The organism is Baekduia sp. (assembly GCF_035318805.1).
Lineage (GTDB): Bacteria > Actinomycetota > Thermoleophilia > Solirubrobacterales > Solirubrobacteraceae > Baekduia.
On sequence record NZ_DATHDY010000136.1, the window covers coordinates 143323 to 157791 of the forward strand.

At 72.9% G+C, this 14469-nt stretch carries 18 protein-coding genes; 9 read left to right on the forward strand and 9 right to left on the reverse strand.

The annotated features are described in order from the left end of the window. The first annotated feature begins 15 nt into the window (after positions 1-15). Positions 16-645 (forward strand): TetR/AcrR family transcriptional regulator, encoded by a 630-nt coding sequence (locus VK501_RS27255; protein WP_324343198.1) that lies wholly within the window; start codon positions 16-18, stop codon positions 643-645. Here the strand turns inward: VK501_RS27255 and VK501_RS27260 are convergent. After that, positions 635-1255, reverse strand: a complete 621-nt coding sequence (locus tag VK501_RS27260) for a hypothetical protein (RefSeq protein ID WP_324343199.1) — start codon at positions 1253-1255, stop codon at positions 635-637. The two genes, VK501_RS27255 and VK501_RS27260, sit on opposite strands and share 11 nt — an antisense overlap. A gap of 182 nt (positions 1256-1437) precedes the next feature. Here VK501_RS27260 and VK501_RS27265 point away from each other — a divergent pair, with 182 nt between their 5' ends. Both VK501_RS27265 and VK501_RS27270 read left to right on the forward strand, forming a co-directional pair. Next, a complete protein-coding gene (locus tag VK501_RS27265) occupies positions 1438-2142 on the forward strand; it encodes a TetR/AcrR family transcriptional regulator (protein WP_324343200.1) in 705 nt (234 codons plus the stop codon). A 41-nt stretch (positions 2143-2183) separates the two neighbouring features. Beyond that, positions 2184-2909: a TetR/AcrR family transcriptional regulator gene (locus VK501_RS27270; RefSeq protein WP_324343201.1), complete on the forward strand. Its 726-nt coding sequence runs from the start codon at positions 2184-2186 to the stop codon at positions 2907-2909. Here the strand turns inward: VK501_RS27270 and VK501_RS27275 are convergent. Beyond that, positions 2906-3586, reverse strand: a complete 681-nt coding sequence (locus VK501_RS27275) for a hypothetical protein (RefSeq protein ID WP_324343202.1) — start codon at positions 3584-3586, stop codon at positions 2906-2908. The two genes, VK501_RS27270 and VK501_RS27275, sit on opposite strands and share 4 nt — an antisense overlap. Next, a complete protein-coding gene (locus VK501_RS27280; protein WP_324343203.1) occupies positions 3583-3951 on the reverse strand; it encodes a hypothetical protein in 369 nt (122 codons plus the stop codon). Before VK501_RS27280 ends, VK501_RS27275 begins: the two co-directional genes overlap by 4 nt. A 79-nt stretch (positions 3952-4030) precedes the next feature. Here VK501_RS27280 and VK501_RS27285 point away from each other — a divergent pair, with 79 nt between their 5' ends. The 4 genes from VK501_RS27285 (at position 4031) to VK501_RS27300 (ending at position 6354) form a co-directional block, all read left to right on the forward strand. Then, positions 4031-4606, forward strand: a complete 576-nt coding sequence (locus tag VK501_RS27285) for an RNA polymerase sigma factor (protein ID WP_324343204.1) — start codon at positions 4031-4033, stop codon at positions 4604-4606. Then, complete coding sequence (locus VK501_RS27290; RefSeq protein WP_324343205.1) at positions 4603-5277, forward strand: hypothetical protein; 675 nt, start codon at positions 4603-4605, stop codon at positions 5275-5277. The genes VK501_RS27285 and VK501_RS27290 overlap by 4 nt, the downstream gene beginning before the upstream one ends. Further along, positions 5274-5648: a hypothetical protein gene (locus tag VK501_RS27295; RefSeq protein ID WP_324343206.1), complete on the forward strand. Its 375-nt coding sequence runs from the start codon at positions 5274-5276 to the stop codon at positions 5646-5648. Before VK501_RS27290 ends, VK501_RS27295 begins: the two co-directional genes overlap by 4 nt. Before the next feature lie 220 nt (positions 5649-5868). Further along, positions 5869-6354 (forward strand): nitroreductase family deazaflavin-dependent oxidoreductase, encoded by a 486-nt coding sequence (locus VK501_RS27300; protein ID WP_324343207.1) that lies wholly within the window; start codon positions 5869-5871, stop codon positions 6352-6354. 22 nt (positions 6355-6376) lie between these two features. Here the strand turns inward: VK501_RS27300 and VK501_RS27305 are convergent, their stop codons facing one another. Further along, the gene (locus VK501_RS27305; protein ID WP_324343208.1) at positions 6377-6658 is read right to left on the reverse strand and encodes a hypothetical protein; all 282 of its coding nucleotides are present in this window, start codon (positions 6656-6658) and stop codon (positions 6377-6379) included. Continuing rightward, a complete protein-coding gene (locus tag VK501_RS27310) occupies positions 6655-7335 on the reverse strand; it encodes a TetR/AcrR family transcriptional regulator (RefSeq protein ID WP_324343209.1) in 681 nt (226 codons plus the stop codon). The genes VK501_RS27305 and VK501_RS27310 overlap by 4 nt, the downstream gene beginning before the upstream one ends. A 61-nt stretch (positions 7336-7396) precedes the next feature. Here VK501_RS27310 and VK501_RS27315 point away from each other — a divergent pair, with 61 nt between their 5' ends. Next, positions 7397-8926 (forward strand): NAD(P)/FAD-dependent oxidoreductase, encoded by a 1530-nt coding sequence (locus tag VK501_RS27315; protein ID WP_324343210.1) that lies wholly within the window; start codon positions 7397-7399, stop codon positions 8924-8926. An 18-nt stretch (positions 8927-8944) separates the two neighbouring features. Here VK501_RS27315 and VK501_RS27320 read toward each other — a convergent pair whose 3' ends face one another. Beyond that, complete coding sequence (locus VK501_RS27320) at positions 8945-10447, reverse strand: hypothetical protein (RefSeq protein ID WP_324343211.1); 1503 nt, start codon at positions 10445-10447, stop codon at positions 8945-8947. A 27-nt stretch (positions 10448-10474) separates the two neighbouring features. Then, positions 10475-11425 carry a cation diffusion facilitator family transporter gene (locus VK501_RS27325; protein ID WP_324343212.1) on the reverse strand — a complete coding sequence of 317 codons (951 nt, stop codon included), beginning with the start codon at positions 11423-11425 and terminating at the stop codon, positions 10475-10477. 96 nt (positions 11426-11521) lie between these two features. On the opposite strand from VK501_RS27325, the gene VK501_RS27330 reads away from it, so the two are divergent. Next, the gene (locus tag VK501_RS27330) at positions 11522-11980 is read left to right on the forward strand and encodes a universal stress protein (RefSeq protein WP_324343213.1); all 459 of its coding nucleotides are present in this window, start codon (positions 11522-11524) and stop codon (positions 11978-11980) included. Between the two features lie 11 nt (positions 11981-11991). Here VK501_RS27330 and VK501_RS27335 read toward each other — a convergent pair whose 3' ends face one another. Together VK501_RS27335 and VK501_RS27340 are read right to left on the reverse strand one after the other, a co-directional pair. Further along, a complete protein-coding gene (locus tag VK501_RS27335) occupies positions 11992-13608 on the reverse strand; it encodes an ATP-binding cassette domain-containing protein (RefSeq protein ID WP_324343214.1) in 1617 nt (538 codons plus the stop codon). 286 nt (positions 13609-13894) lie between these two features. After that, on the reverse strand, positions 13895-14263 hold the full coding sequence (locus tag VK501_RS27340; RefSeq protein ID WP_324343215.1) for a VOC family protein: 369 nt from the start codon (positions 14261-14263) through the stop codon (positions 13895-13897). Positions 14264-14469 lie beyond the last annotated feature (206 nt).

The window sequence follows — 14469 nt, forward strand, 5'->3', positions numbered from 1 at the left end:
CAGGGAAGGTCGGTCGTGCCCCATCTCAGTGAGCTCACCCGGCCGGTCATCCTCCGCGAGGGAGCGGCCGCCGTCCCCCACTCGTGGCCGCCGTGCGCACGCAGCCGGCTGCTGGCGGCCATGGCGCAGCGCGCGGCGATCAGCGGCTTCCTGGACGTCACCGTCGATGACGTGATCGTCGCCGCCCGCGCCTCGCGCCGGACCTTCTACGAGCACTTCGCCAACCGCGAGGAGTGCCTGCTCGCCAGCTACGACGCAATCCGCGACGACGCGCTGCAGCTCGTCACCGAGGCGGGCCCCGGACTGCAGCCCGCGCTTACCGAGCTGCTGCGCTACTTCGCCGCCTGGCCGGCCCACGCCCGCGTCCTCTGCGTCGACATCCTGGCGGCCGGTCCGGCGGGGCTCGCGCGGCACGAGGCGACCATGGCGCAGCTCGCCGCCGAGGTCGTGCGGTATCAGGATCCGGCCGAGCGGCCGGCCGTCGGCGTGCTCCGCGCCGACGACGTCGCACACGCCGTCCTCGGAGCCGTGCACCGCATCGTCCAGCGGCGGCTCATCGATGGCCGGCACGCGTCGCTTCCGCGCCTCGCGCCGGCCATCTGCACGCTCCTCGCCGCCGAGCGCCGGGGAGCCGTCACGCCGTGACGGACACCCGGGGCTCGAAGACCTGCGCCGCACCCGCGACGTCCTCCAGCAGCGCCGGCAGCTCCGGGGCGCGCCCGTCGTAGACGAGGCCGCTGATCGTGCGGAACACCGCGCCGACCATGAGCTCGAGCTGGAGCCCGGGAAGCGGCTCGGCCCCGTCCTGGCGCTGCTCATCCTCCAGCAGCTGGACGTAGCGCCCGCGGTACGTCTCGCGGATGTCGCGGAGCTCCTCGTCACCCGTGGTCGGGGTCACGAAGCACAGGTGCGCCATGGCGGGCTCGTCGGCCAGCCGGCGCAGCAGCCGCTGAAGCGACGCCGTCAGCTTCTCCGGCCACGAGTCGGCGAGGCGGAACGACGCCGCGTACTCACCGAACAGCTCGCCGGCGGCCCGGCGGTAGGCGTCGGCGACGACGCGCGCGGCGCCCTCGGGACAATGGCCCTCGGCCTTCGAGGCCGCGATGCCGGCCGCCGCCGCCAAGTCGGCCAGCGTCACCTCGCGCCCTTCGTTCATCAGCACCGCAGCGGCCGCGGATCCCCGCAGCCGCTCGCAGATCGCGCAGTCTGGCACGCACGTGCGCGCACCGGTCAGGACCTCGCTCAGCATCCTCATCCGACCCCCAGTTTCGGTTGCCGACGCCCTGCAGCAGGCCGCCGGATCGCCCACACGAGTGCTAAGAGCCGCCTGGCGGCCGCCTGTGACGCACGGATCGCCGTCGGTCCGAGACCAGACGGCCGGTCCGAAACCGAGCGCAGCACTGGCGCAAGGTGAGAAACAACAGTATGTTTTGACCCGTGGAGCACCGTTCGACCCACAACCGCGGACCACACCAACTTCCGGCGGGTCGGCACGGCCTCCCACGGGCCTTCGTGGTCTCCAACCAGCGCGAGCGCATCCTCGACGGGGTCCTGCAGGCGGCGAGCCGCGGCGGGTACGCCGCGATGCGGATCGAGGACGTCATCGCGATCGCGGGCGTGTCGCGCCGGACGTTCTACGACCACTTCGCCAACAAGGAGGACGCGTTCCTCGCGTCCTACGACCTGGTGCTCGAGCAGCTGCTCAGCGGCGTCTCGACCGCCTTCGCCTCCGGCGAGACGTGGACCTCTCGCGTCCGCCGCGGTCTGGCGGCCTTCCTCAACCTGCTGGCGGCCGAGCCGGTGCTCGCCCGGGTGTGCGTCGTCGAGGCGCTTGCGGCCGGCCCGCGCGCGCTCGAGCGCCGCACGCGCGCGATGCGCGCATTCCAGGAGCTCCTGATGCCCCCGCCGGGCGACGCGCTCGCCACGGGGTCCGCCCCGCCGGTCGCCATCGAGGCGATCGTCGGCGGCATCTACGAGGTCATCTACTCACGCGTGACGACGCATCGCACCGAGGAGCTGCCGACGCTCCTGCCGTCCCTGCTGCACAGCGCGCTGCTGCCGTTCGTGGGGCCCGACATCGCCGAGGCCGAGTACCAGCGCGTGACGCAGACGGCGAGCAAGCGGAGCGTCCCCGCGCCCTGACTCGCGCCACGGCCGACGAGACATGTATGTTTCCGTCCGCCTTGCCCGATTCACGGAAGAAGCGCCAGCGCGAGCCCTATCAGCTCCCGGCGGGCCGACACGGGCTGTCCCGCCAGTTCGTGGTCTCCAACCAGCGCGAGCGGATCCTCGCCGCAGTGGCCGACGTCTGCAGCGCCGCGGGGTACGCGGCCATGAGCGTCGAGGACATCGTCGTCACGTCCGGCGTCTCGCGACGGACCTTCTACGACAACTTCAGTGGCAAGGAGGACGCCTATCTGGCGGCCTTCGACGCGGTGACCCAGCAGCTGCTGGAGCGCGTCGGCGCGGCCTACGCGGAGGCCGACGGCCTCGTCGCCAAGGCGCGCGAGAGCCTCGCGGGGCTCCTGAGCTTCATCGCCGACGAGCCCACGTTCGCCGACATGTGCATCGTCGAGGTCATGGCGGCCGGGCCCAGCGCGATCGAGCGGCGCAACCGCACGATGACCGCGTTCGCCCAGATGATCGAGAAGGCGGCGGCCGACGAGCTGCCGAAGTCCAAGCTGCCACCGCAGCTGACCGCGGAGACGCTCGTGGGCGGCATCTACGAAGTCGTCTACTCACGCGTGCTCCAAGGCCGCGGCGACGAGCTTCCGGCGCTGCTGCCCGATCTGCTGTTCTCGGTCGTCCTGCCCTACGTGGGCCAGGAGACGGCGACGTCGCTCCTGAAGAACGAACGTCGCCGCTCCAAGCCTCGGGCCGCCAGGCAGGCCGGCCCGGGCGACTCCTAAGGGGCCGCAGGCGGCGCGAGCACCGTCTCCGGCGCGGCCGGGCCGACCGGCGCCGGCGGCGGCGCGGAGACCGGCACCACCCGCTCGCCGTTCGGACCCGTCCAGGCGACCGCCTTGGGCTCGAAGGCCACGTCGGTCTGCCAGGCGTTGCCCGCGGGCGCCGCCGTGCCGACCTGGCCGTCGCCGCGCACCTCGACCCGGTCCACGCCGTCGGGCACCAGGCCCGAGAGGCGGAAGCCGGACGGGATGGGGCGCAGGCTGACCGCGTAGCCCTCGGCGACGCGATCGGTGGGCGTGCAGGTGCCGCGCGCCTCGCTGGACGTCAGGCAGACCCAGCCCCGGGCCGGCACCACGTACAGCTGCTCACCCAACGGCGTCGTGAGGGCGAGGCGCGCGAGCGCCGGGTTGGCGCCCAGGGACGGGCCCGCGCCACGGGCCACGTGGTCGCGCGCCGCCTGCGGCAGCGTGTCGCCGCGACCGACCGCCCGCCGCAGGACGCCCATCGTGGCCTCCTGCGTCGCGTCGGCCGCGGTGACGGTCTGCGCCGAGCGGTCCTGCGGCACCGCCGGCGGCGGAGCCGGCGGGGCGCCCGTGGTCGCCGCGACCGCCACGCCGGCGACGGACGCCGCCGTCGCGAGGACGCTGGCGACCTTGATCAGAGTGCGCCGGCCGCTCATGCGGTCGCGTACCCGTAGATCGTGTGCTGGGATCCCGTCTGATGCTGGATCTCAGCCTCGGTGAGCTGCGGGAAGGACGCGAACGACTCATCGACGGCGTTGTATGCACACGATGGGGTCGCCCGCTGCGTCGTCGAGTCGGCGATCAGCAGGCGCTCGCACAGCCAGACGTCGCCGGCGCCGGCGTAGGTGGCGCTGTTGTAGTTGTAGCTGTGGTTCGACCCGTCCCCGCACCACGAATACGCCGTCTTCAGCACTCCGCAATACGAGTTCGTGTACGCGGAAGCGCTCGCCGTGCCGAGGGCGACCAGACCCAGACAGGCGCAGGCGGCGACGACCGCCGCTCGATGCGCGATGCTTTCCATGCGAAACTCCTCCATCGGTGCTGTTGCCGACGAGTAAGAGCCACCAGCGTCTCTATCTGTGACGCTGCCCCCCTGTCCCGTGCTTCGCCGCCGTCCCGCAACCCCACGCTTCGCGATCACCAGCGAGTCCCTGGACGCGCTCTTTCGCTCCCATGCCCCCGGGATGGCGGTCTTCGTGGCGCGCAAGACGATGGATGCGGGCGTCGCCGGCGACCTGGTCGCCGAGACGTTCGCCCAGGCCTACATGCACCGCGCGCAGTTCCGCGGCGCCACGCAGGAGGAGGCGGTCGGGTGGCTCTACGGCATCGCGCGCCACCAGGTCAGCCACTTCGTCCGGCGCGATCGCGCGGAGGCGCGCGCGGTGGAGCGCCTGGGCATCCAGCGGCCGCACCTCAGCGATGCCGAGCTCGAGCGCCTCGAAGATCTGGCTGGGATCTCCGACCTCCGTCGGCGCGTTGCGTCACATTTGGAGGACCTGTCCCACGAACAACAGGAGGCGCTGCGCCTCCGCATCCTGGAAGAGCAGTCCTACGAGCAGATGGCACAACACCTCGGCATCAACGAGCAGGCCGTGCGCGCACGCGTGTCGCGCGGCATGCGGACGCTCGCCGACCGGCTCAAGGACGAGACCGGCGACATCCAGGAGCTCATGTGATCGACCCTGACCTTCATGATCTGCCGAGCCTGCGCCAGTGGGGCGAGGAGCTGCGCGAGGCGACCAGCCGGGCCGAGGCCGAGCGCGAGCAGTCGCGCCGCCGCCGGCGGCTGCCGATGGGCCGTCTGGGCATCGCCGTCGCGGCGACGTTCCTGCTCGTGCCGGCCGCGGTGGGGACGCGCAGCATCTGGGACGACCCCGTGCAGCGCGTCGCGCCCTTGGCGCCGCAGCCGACCACGCCCGCCGCGCGCCTGGCCGCGGGCAACAGCCACGGCGTGACCTGGCGCCTTGGCGGCTATGACAGCACCGGCGAGCAGCGATGCCTGCAGTTCGACACCGCCACCGACAGCGGGCAGGGCTTGCGCGGCTGCGCGTCGCCGCGGACGGCCGCGGGGCTCACGCTGATGACCGCGCGTCGCCAAGGCGTCGGGTTCGTCTTCGGCACCGCCGCCACCACCGTACGCAGCGTTCAGGTCGTGGTCCCGGGAGGCGGCAGCGTGCGCGTGGCCACTATCCCCGTGGCGCCCGACGTGGTGCGCCGGAGCGGAATGCGCGGCACGTTCCGCACGTTCGTCGCGCCGTTCCCGGGCGGGTTCGCGACGACGGGGCCCCCGGCGGTGATCGGCTACGACGCAGCAGGACGCGTCGTGGGTCAGCGGGGTACGCGGTGAGGGCGGGCGTCGCGGCGCTGGCGCTCGCCCTGGCGTTCGTCTCGCTGCCGGCCGCCGACGCCTCCGCGGCGAAGCTGCCCTTCCAGTGCGCCACCGCCAACCGGTGGTGCACGTTCGTGCTCAGCAAGAGCGGCCGGATCCACTTCGACATCGCGGGCTTCGACCTCCAGAACCGCTACAGGGTGTGCGTGACGCCGCCGAGCGCCAAGGAGCGGTGCAAGACGTTCGGGTTGCGTCCCAACCCCACCGGGGCCAACTCCTCGTCGGTGCGCTTCACCACCAACTTCCCCCACGCCCGTCACGGCCGCTACCGCGTGCGCTGGGTCTACGAGGGACGCCAGCTCGGCAAGGTGCTGTCCTTCTCGGCATGACCGCCGCCTACCGTCCGAGCGGGCTGCTCGCGCCCATCGTCACGCCGTTCGACGTGGCGGCGCCGCCGCTAATGCGGGCGCAGCGCCCCGCCGCAGCGGGGGCATGAGGAGCGCTGCTCGTCGCGCCGGGGATGCCACAGGCGCAGGCAGCGGTTGCAGATGTGACGCATATGCTCAGTGATCGGCGCGTGGGGCCGGTGCTGAAGTGATGATGTCCGCCATGCCACGGTCTTTCGGCGTCTTCGGCCGACTCTCCTCCGCGTCGCTGCCGCCGAGGCCCGGCACGCCGGCCTTCCGGGCGTGGACGGCGCTGACCGCGATCAACACGTGGACGTACCGCGCGTCGGGCGGGCGGATCGGCGGGTCCTTCGACCGGGCACCGGTGCTGCTGCTGCACCACGTCGGTCGTAAGTCGGGCGAGGAGCGCGTGGCGCCGCTGCTCTACCTCCCCGACGGCGAGGACGTCGTGATTGTGGCCTCCTACGGCGGGGCGCCCAGGCATCCCGCCTGGTTCCACAACCTCCGCGACCGCCCGGAGACCGAGATCGAGATCGGCCGCGAGCGCCGCGCCGTCACCGCGCAGGTCGCGAGCCCCGACGAGCGCGCGCGCCTCTGGCCCGCGCTCCTGGAGCTCTACCCCGCCTACGGCACCTACCAGGATCGCACCGAGCGGGAGATCCCGCTCGTGGTCCTACGCCGGCGCTGACGCGCGCGGCGGGGCGCGGTCGCTACGGCCGGTTTCGCCCGTACGCGTCGTGGGCGGTGACCCACTCCTCGGCCACGATCGCCGGGCCGGCGATCCCGATCGGCAGCTGCGCCACGCCGGTGAAGTGCTCGATGTTGCCGGGCAGCGTCGCGGGATCCAGCGAGTACTGCGCGACGTGGTTCAGCGACGCGCCGGTCTGCTGCTCCAGGAACTCGCGGCGCAGCCGCGCGGCGTCGCGGGTGTAGTCGTCGGCGCGGTCGCGCGGGACCGGCGTGCGGTCCTGAGCAGCGGCGTCGGTGGTCACGCTCTCTCCTGCCTTGGATGGTCGGGGGCATGCGGCGCCGCGGCGCTGAGCAGCCGCAGCTCGATCTCGAGGATCGGGCCGAGCAGCTCGGGCAGCGTCTCGGCGCCCTGCTTGAGCAGCCGGTCGGTCACGAGCTCGTGGATCGCGCCGACCGCGGCGCGGAAGATGTAGTCGGGCGGCTCGGGCAGATCGCCCGCGATCGCGCGGTAGCCGTCGGCCAGCCGCCGGGCAAAGCGCTCATGCACGGCGTCGCGCCGCGCCAGCGCCTCCGGTCCCGCGCCCAGGACCTCGATGAGGAACGTGCGGGCGAAGGCCGGGTTGTCGGCCAGGATCTGCAGGTAGACCGCGGTTCCGGCGCGGGCGGCGGCGAGCAGCCCCTCCCCCGCCCCGGCCTCGGCCTCGGCGATCGCCTCCAGCAGACCGCCGACGCCCGCGTCGTAGGCGGCGAGGAAGCACTCCTCCTTGTTGGCGAAGTGCTCGTAGAAGCTGCGGCGCGAGACGCCCGCGCGCTCGATGACGTCGGCGACCGCGACGTGGGCGTAGCCCTTGTCCGCCGTGGCGTCGGCCATGGCGACGAGCAGCCGCTCGCGCTGGGACTCGGCGACGACCTCGCGCGGCGCCGCGTGCCGGCCGCGCGGCAGGACTCGGAGCACCGGAGGTTCGCCGTGCACGCTCATGGAGACAATATTGTACCATCGAGACAGCAGTGTTCCTACGAGCGATCCTGGAGCCTCACCGATGACCCCGACGTCCCAGCACCAGAACGGCACCGCCCCGCGCCACGTCCGCGTGGGCATCATCGGCGCGGGCTTCGGCGGCCTGGGCACCGCCATCCGCCTCGCCCAGCAGGGCGACGACGACTTCCTGATCTTCGAGCGTGCCGCCGACGTCGGCGGCACGTGGTGGGCCAACACCTATCCCGGCTGCCAGTGCGACATCCCGTCGCACCTCTACTCGTTCTCGTTCGCCCCGAACCCGAACTGGTCGCGCACCTACCCCAAGCAGCCGGAGCTGCGCGACTACCTGCGCACGACCGCCGAGAAGTTCGGGGTCTACGACCGCGTGCGCTTCGAGTCGCCGGTCACCGCCGCCGACTGGGACGACGAGGCCGGCGTCTGGCGCCTGACGACGCCGAAGGGCGACTACACCGCCGACCTGCTCGTCGCCGCGCCGGGCCCGCTGAGCGAGCCGTCGATCCCCGACCTGCCGGGCCTCGAGACCTTCGAGGGCACCGTCTTCCACACCGCGCGCTGGAACCACGACCACGACCTGACCGGCCGGCGCGTCGCCGTCATCGGGACCGGGGCCTCGGCCATCCAGGCCGTGCCGGAGATCCAGGAGGTCGTCGAGCATCTCGACGTCGTGCAGCGCACGCCGCCGTGGGTGGTCCCCCACCGCGACCGGCCGATCACCCGCGCCGAGCGCTTCATCTACAACAAGGTGCCGGCGCTGCAGCGCCTCGTGCGCTCGTCGGTCTACTTCGCCCGCGAGCTCCTGGTGCCGGGCCTGGTGTACCGCCCGCAGATCATGAAGGTGGTCGAGAAGCTCGCCCGCAAGCACATCGCCGACCAGGTCCCCGATGCCGACCTGCGCCGCCGGGTGACGCCCGACTACGCCATCGGCTGCAAGCGCATCCTGCCGTCGAACAAGTGGTATCCGGCGCTGGGCGCCGGCAACGTCCGGCTCGTCACCGACGCGATCACCGAGGTGCGGCCCGACGGCTACGTGACCGCCGACGGGGCGCTGCACGAGGTCGACACCATCATCTTCGCGACCGGGTTCTACGTCACCGACATCCCGCTGGCCAACATCGTCTCGGGCCGGGGCGGCACGAAGCTCTCCGACGTCTGGCACCGCTCGCCACAGGCCTACCGCGGCACGGCCGTCGCCGGCTTCCCGAACCTGTTCCTGCTCGTCGGGCCGAACGTCGGCCTGGGCCACAACTCGATCGTGTTCATGATCGAGGCCCAGATCAACTACGTGCTCGACGCGCTGGCGCAGATGCGCCGGCGCGGCGCCGGCACGGTCGAGGTCCGCGCGGACGCGCTGGAGGCCTACAACGCCCGCCTGCAGAGCCGCATGGGCCGTACGGTCTGGAACTCCGGCGGCTGCGCCAGCTGGTACCTCGACGCCGAGGGGCGCAACACGACGATCTGGCCGGACTTCACGTTCCGGTTCTGGAGCGAGACCCGCCGGTTCGACGCCGCCGCCTACGAGCTGGCGCCCGTCAGGACCGCGGCCGAGCCCGCGGTGGCGGTCGCCTCGTAAGGGTGCGGCTGGTCCTCCCTACTGCACCCGGAACGCCCCGCGCATGAACGGGTGGATCCGGCAGAAGTAGGTGTAGGTGCCGTTGGAGAGGGTCGACGGCGTCTGCCACGTCAGGCGGTTGGCCGCCGGCGAGGCGCCGACCGGGCCAAAGCCCAGCTGACCCGAGTCGAACTGCGTCCCCGCCAGGCCGTTGGCCAGCGGGTAGGAGATCCCCGTGGGCTTGTTGCACGGCGCGCGGCAGGTCGTGATCGAGTGCCACTCGACGTTCGGGTCGTCCTGGTTGAGGAACGACAGGCTCTGGCCCTGCGGCACCGTCGGGATCCGGTCGCGCTCGTAGAGGAGGCCGAGGTCGCCGGGCTGGAACTGGAAGCCCTTGATCTTGACCTGCGTGGTCGCCGGCCCGCTGGCCGCCTTGCGCGGATCCGGGTAGACGGCCTTGCCGGTGCCGCCGTGGTTGTCGTTCTCGGGCAGGTGGCCGTGCGTGAGCTCGCCGTTCGGATCGACCGTGGTCGCGAACGGGTCCGGGCCGCCGGGCTCGTTGGGCGAGACGAACAGCAGGACGATGCCCATGTTCTCGTACCACGAGGACTGCCGCGCGTCGTAGGTCGCGCTGATCGCGATCCGGTCGCCGGCCTTCAGCCCCACGCGCCACCGCGGCTTGGAGGCCGTCAGCGAGACGTCCCAGGACACGGGTCCCGCCGGGTCGTAGTACTTGGCCTGCGAGCGGAAGACCAGCTTGCGGCCCACGCCTTCGCGGGTCACCGTGATGTCGTCGCGCAGGCCCCCGGGATGCAGGTGGCCCACGGCGGCGACGACCGTCGCGTCGTAGGGCATGGAGAACTCGTTCTGGCGGTTGCCGTCGCCGTAGGGCGACGTCCCCTCCTCGTCGGGGAACGTGAACTGGCCGTCGGCGCCGCCGGAGTGCTGGGCGACGTCGAACACCGGATAGCCCCAGCCGCGGCGCACGTCCATCCAGAACGGCACGACCGGCTTGACGGACTTCGCCAGCGCCGACGAGGCCGGGATGAAGTCGAGATCCCACACGAGCCGGACCTTCGTGGCGTTCGGCGTGTTGTTGTGGATCATCTCGTTGAGGATCCACGTGTCGGTCTTCTTGTAGGCGTAGCCGTAGCCGCGCGGGATCCGGAACACCGTCTTCTCCTCCCCGCCGAAGAAGATCGGCTGGACCGTCCCGGCCGGCGACGCGGGCGACTGCCCCGACGCGTTGAGCCACACGCCGTGGTGCAGGTGGATGACGTCGACCGGCGGGACCTCGCCGTCGAGGTACGTCAGGTCCGGCCGCGCGCGGACGATGAAGCCGTCGACCTTCGGCTTCTGCGCGGGCGGCACGATGATGTTGTCGATCGAGTTCTGTCCCGGCTTGACGAGGATCGGCTTCGTCGCGAAGTGCAGGTGCTGGACGCCGGCGACGCCGTCCCAGAGGCCCTTCTCCGCCGCGGCGGGCGCGGCGAGCACGAGCAGGGAGACCAGGGCGGCGCAGGCCGCCAGCACGCGGGACATGGGCTGACCATCTCAGAACGCGCAGCGCTACGCCACCGGCGTGAGATACAGGCGCGCGACGGCCGGGACCTCGGCCTGGACGTTGCGCCGCACCTCGGCCAGGGTCTCGGCGACGTCGGTCGCCGTGAAGCAGGCGCGCAGCTCGACCTCGGCGGCCGCGAGGATGCTCCCCGGCCCGAGGTGCACGGCCTCCATCCGGCCGACGCCGGTCACGCCGGGCTGGGCGAGCAGCCGCTTGCGCAGCGCCGCGACGTAGCGCTCCGGGACGGCCTGGTTGGTCAGCAGCGCCCGGTTGCGCCCGCTGAGCCGATAGGCGACGTACGTGAGCAGGAGGCCGATGATCACCGTGGCGATCGGGTCGAAGATCGCGACGCCGGTGACCTTGTGCAGGATCAGCGCGGTGAGGGCGAGCGTGGCGCCGAGGACGTCGACGGTGTCCTCGAGGTAGACCGTCGTGATCGTCGGATCGGAGCTCTCGTCGAGGAACTGGCGCAGCGGCACGCCGGCACGGGTGGCGCGGCCGCGCAGCTCCCGGACCGCGATGGTGCGGCTGATGCCGTCCAGGACGATGGCGAACGCGAGCACGCCGACGCCGACCCAGAACGCCTCGAGCTCGGGCGGGTGAAAGAGCGCGTTGACGCCCTCCCAGATCGACACGGCGCCGCCGACGACGAAGATCCCGATGGCCGCCAGCAGCGCCCAGTAGTAGCGCTCCGGCCCGTAGCCGAGCGGGTGGCTCTCGTCGGGATCGCGCGCGCTGCGGCGGATCGCGATGTAGAGGAAGACCTCGTTGCCGGCGTCGGCGATGGTGTGCAGCGTCTCGGCGAAGAGCGCCGCGGAGCCCGTCAGCGCCGCCGCGACGCCCTTGGCGATGGCGATCAGCGTGTTGGCGGCCAGCGCCGCGAAGACACTGGTGAGGCTGCCGTCGCGGGACGCGTCGTCGGCCGCCGCAGCCCGCCGGACCGTCTCCTCGGTCACGCGGTGTCCCGGCGCGGCACGCGTCGTGTGGCGGGCGTCACAGGGCCAAGCCTAGGGCGCAGCAAGCGGCGTCGCGGGGTAGAGCAACGAGAGCCCATGCCCGAACGCCCCACCTTCCACCGCGTCATCGTCGCCGTCGACGGCTCGCGCCACTCGGACCTGGCGCTCGCCGTGGCGATCGCCCTGGCCGAGCGCGACAACGCACGCCTGGCCATCCTGACCGTCATCCCGAACGTCAGCGACAGCACGGCCGCGCTGGCCTATGGCGTGCCCGTGGACCCCATCGCGATGCAGTTCGAGGCCGACAGCGGCGCCGAGCGGACGATGCGCAAGGCGATCGACGCGGTCCCCGACGAGCAGCCGCTCGACTCCGTGACGCGCCGCGGCCACGCCGGGCCGGAGATCGTCGCGCAGGTCAAGGAGGGCCGCCACGACGCGGTGGTCCTCGGCGCGCGCGGCCTCGGCCGGATCGGCGCCCTGTTCGGCAGCGTCAGCCAGTACGTGCTGCACCACGCGGGCGTCGCGGTGTTCGTCGCTCACGCACCCGAGGACTGACGCCCACGGCGTCACAGCGCCACCTCCGTCGTGAGCTCCAGCGCGTCGCGCAGGCGTGCGTCGTGGGTGGCGACCACGAGCGCGCCGGGCCACCCGGCGAGCGAGCGCTCCAGGAGCTCGAGCGATGCGACGTCGAGGTGGTTGGTCGGCTCGTCGAGCAGCAGGCACGACGCGCGGCGCTGCGCGAGGACCGCCAGCTCCGCGCGGGTGCGCTCGCCGGGCGAGAGCGTGGCGGCGCTGCGCTGGGCCTGGTCGGCGGTCAGGCCGAAGGCGGCGAGCGCCGTTCGGGCGTCCGACTCGTCCTGTCCGGTGAGCGCCCGGACCGCGGCGCTCAGCGGCACGTCGGCGGCGAGCGCGTCGCGGGCCTGGCCGAGGCGGGCGATCACCGCGCCCGGTGCCGCGAGGCGGGTGCCGGCGGCCGGAGCGAGCGTCCCGGCCAGCGCGTCCAGGACGGTGGACTTGCCCGAGCCGTTGGGGCCGCGGAGCGCGATGCGGTCGCCGTGGGCGACGCTGAGATTCAGCGGTCCGAGCGACCACGTTCCGCGGCGCAGGACCGCGCCTTCCAGCGCGACCACGTGCGCGCCGCCCCGCTGCGCCGCGGTCAGCGCCAGCTTCAGCGGCGCGTCCTCCCACGGCCGGTCGGGGATCTCGATGCGCTCGAGGCGCGTCTCGACGCGCCCCGCGCGCCGCTGCATCCCCTGCGCCCGCGAGCGGACCCACTCCTTCGTGTGCTTGTCGCCGTCGTGCGAGTTGTGCTGGACCTTGCCGATCGACGCCTGCGCGCGGGCGCGCGTCGCGGTGACCGCCGCCTCCAGCGCGCCGCGCTGCTCGAGCGCCTGCTCGTGCTCGGCGAGCGCACGGGCGCGGGCGTTGTCGCGCTCGCGCTCGTAGGCGTCCCAGCCGCCGGCGTAGGCCGTCGCGGCGCCGGTACGGCCGTCGAGCTCCAGGAGCTCGTGCGCGCTCGCGCTCAGCAGGGCGCGGTCGTGGGAGACCAGCACCACGCCGCCGGCCCGGGCGTCGAGCAGCGCCGCGAGCCGGGCGAGGCCGTCGTCGTCGAGGTGGTTGGTGGGCTCGTCGAGCAGGACGACGTCGAACCGCGCGGCGCGCAGGGCCGCGAGACCGGCTCGGGCGGCCTGCCCGCCGGAGAGCGCGAGCAGTGGGCGATCCAGCAGCGTGGCGGAGAGGCCGAGCTCGTCGGCGGCCGCCGCGACGCGGGCCGGGGCGTCCGCCCCGCCGAGCGCCAGCCAGCGCTCCAGCGCAGCGGCGTGCGGCTCGACCGCCTCGAGGTCGCCGCCGGCCAGCCGGGCCTCGAGCACGTCGACCGCGCGCGTGGCCGCGGCCACGCCGATGCGCGCGAGGATGGTGTCGCGGACGGTCGCCGCGGCGCCGCCGGGCGCCGCGTCGGCGAGCTGCGGCAGGTAGCCGACCGTGCCGTGGCGCGTGACGGTGCCGGCGTCCGGCGGCTCGCTGCCCGCGAGGATGCGCAGCAGCGTGGACTTGCCCGAGCCGTTGGGTCCGACGAGCGCCAGGCGCGTGCCGGCGTCGACGCGCACGTCGACGTCCTGCAGGACGGTGCGGGCCCCGTGGTGGCGGGTGATGCGGTGGGCGTCGAGGAGGGTCGACGGCATGCCGTGCTCCTTCCGAGAAGCGACGAGGGACGGATCGGAAGGACAGCCGCGGCACCGCGACGCGAAGGCGTCGGCGGGCGCTGAGGTCGTGGCGGCTGTCTAGCGATCGTCGCGCATGCAGAGGCCCGAGGGCCGCATTAGACGGTAGCGCACGTCCGGCGACGCACGAAGGGGACTGTCCCCCACCCGTTTGGACGGGGGACGGTCCCCGCTCGCTTTGTTAAGGGGACTGACCCCTTAACAATTGCGCTCGCTTTGTTAAGGGGACTGACCCCTTAACAGAGCGTCAGGCGGGGCGGTAGGTGCCGAAGGACCAGACGTTGCCCGCTGGGTCCTTGGCGGCGTAGTCGCGGGAGCCGTAGTCCTGGTTCGTGAGCTCGCTGGTGATCTCGGCGCCGGCGGCGACGGCGCGCGCGTAGTGGGCGTCGGGGTCGTCGATGATCACGTACGTCGTGGTCGGGCCGGTCGGGTACTTCCCGCCGTCGTCGCGGTCCTGGCCGAGCATGACCCAGTCGTCGCCGAGGCGCAGCTCGGCGTGGACGATGATGCCGTCCTGCTCGTGGGCGGCATGCTCGGTGAAGCCGAACGCGGAGCAGAGGAAGTCGATGCCGGCGCGTGCGTCGGGGTAGCGGAAGGTGGGGATGACGGAGGACATGGCGCTCACCCTAGACCCGGTCGCCGAGGCGCGTCTTGGACGGATGGGAACGGTGCGCCGGGCTCAGATGAGTTGTTCCACGGGTTCGCTGCCGCCGCTGACCGGCCCGGCCGGCGCCTGAGGCCACCCGATCCCTTGCCGATCCGACCAGGATCGGCTGCGAGATCGTGCGACCCCAGGCATCCGCCCGGACCAGCCATCGACGG

Bases quoted from the DNA above. Each gene is read 5' to 3' on its own strand.
- VK501_RS27260 (WP_324343199.1), bottom strand. From the start codon at position 1,255: ATGAGGATGCTGAGCGAGGTCCTGACCGGTGCGCGCACGTGCGTGCCA.
- VK501_RS27275 (WP_324343202.1), bottom strand. From the start codon at position 3,586: ATGAGCGGCCGGCGCACTCTGATCAAGGTCGCCAGCGTCCTCGCGACG.
- VK501_RS27280 (WP_324343203.1), bottom strand. From the start codon at position 3,951: ATGGAAAGCATCGCGCATCGAGCGGCGGTCGTCGCCGCCTGCGCCTGT.
- VK501_RS27300 (WP_324343207.1), top strand. From the start codon at position 5,869: ATGCCACGGTCTTTCGGCGTCTTCGGCCGACTCTCCTCCGCGTCGCTG.
- VK501_RS27310 (WP_324343209.1), bottom strand. From the start codon at position 7,335: ATGAGCGTGCACGGCGAACCTCCGGTGCTCCGAGTCCTGCCGCGCGGC.
- VK501_RS27315 (WP_324343210.1), top strand. From the start codon at position 7,397: ATGACCCCGACGTCCCAGCACCAGAACGGCACCGCCCCGCGCCACGTC.
- VK501_RS27320 (WP_324343211.1), bottom strand. From the start codon at position 10,447: ATGTCCCGCGTGCTGGCGGCCTGCGCCGCCCTGGTCTCCCTGCTCGTG.
- VK501_RS27330 (WP_324343213.1), top strand. From the start codon at position 11,522: ATGCCCGAACGCCCCACCTTCCACCGCGTCATCGTCGCCGTCGACGGC.
- VK501_RS27335 (WP_324343214.1), bottom strand. From the start codon at position 13,608: ATGCCGTCGACCCTCCTCGACGCCCACCGCATCACCCGCCACCACGGG.
- VK501_RS27340 (WP_324343215.1), bottom strand. From the start codon at position 14,263: ATGTCCTCCGTCATCCCCACCTTCCGCTACCCCGACGCACGCGCCGGC.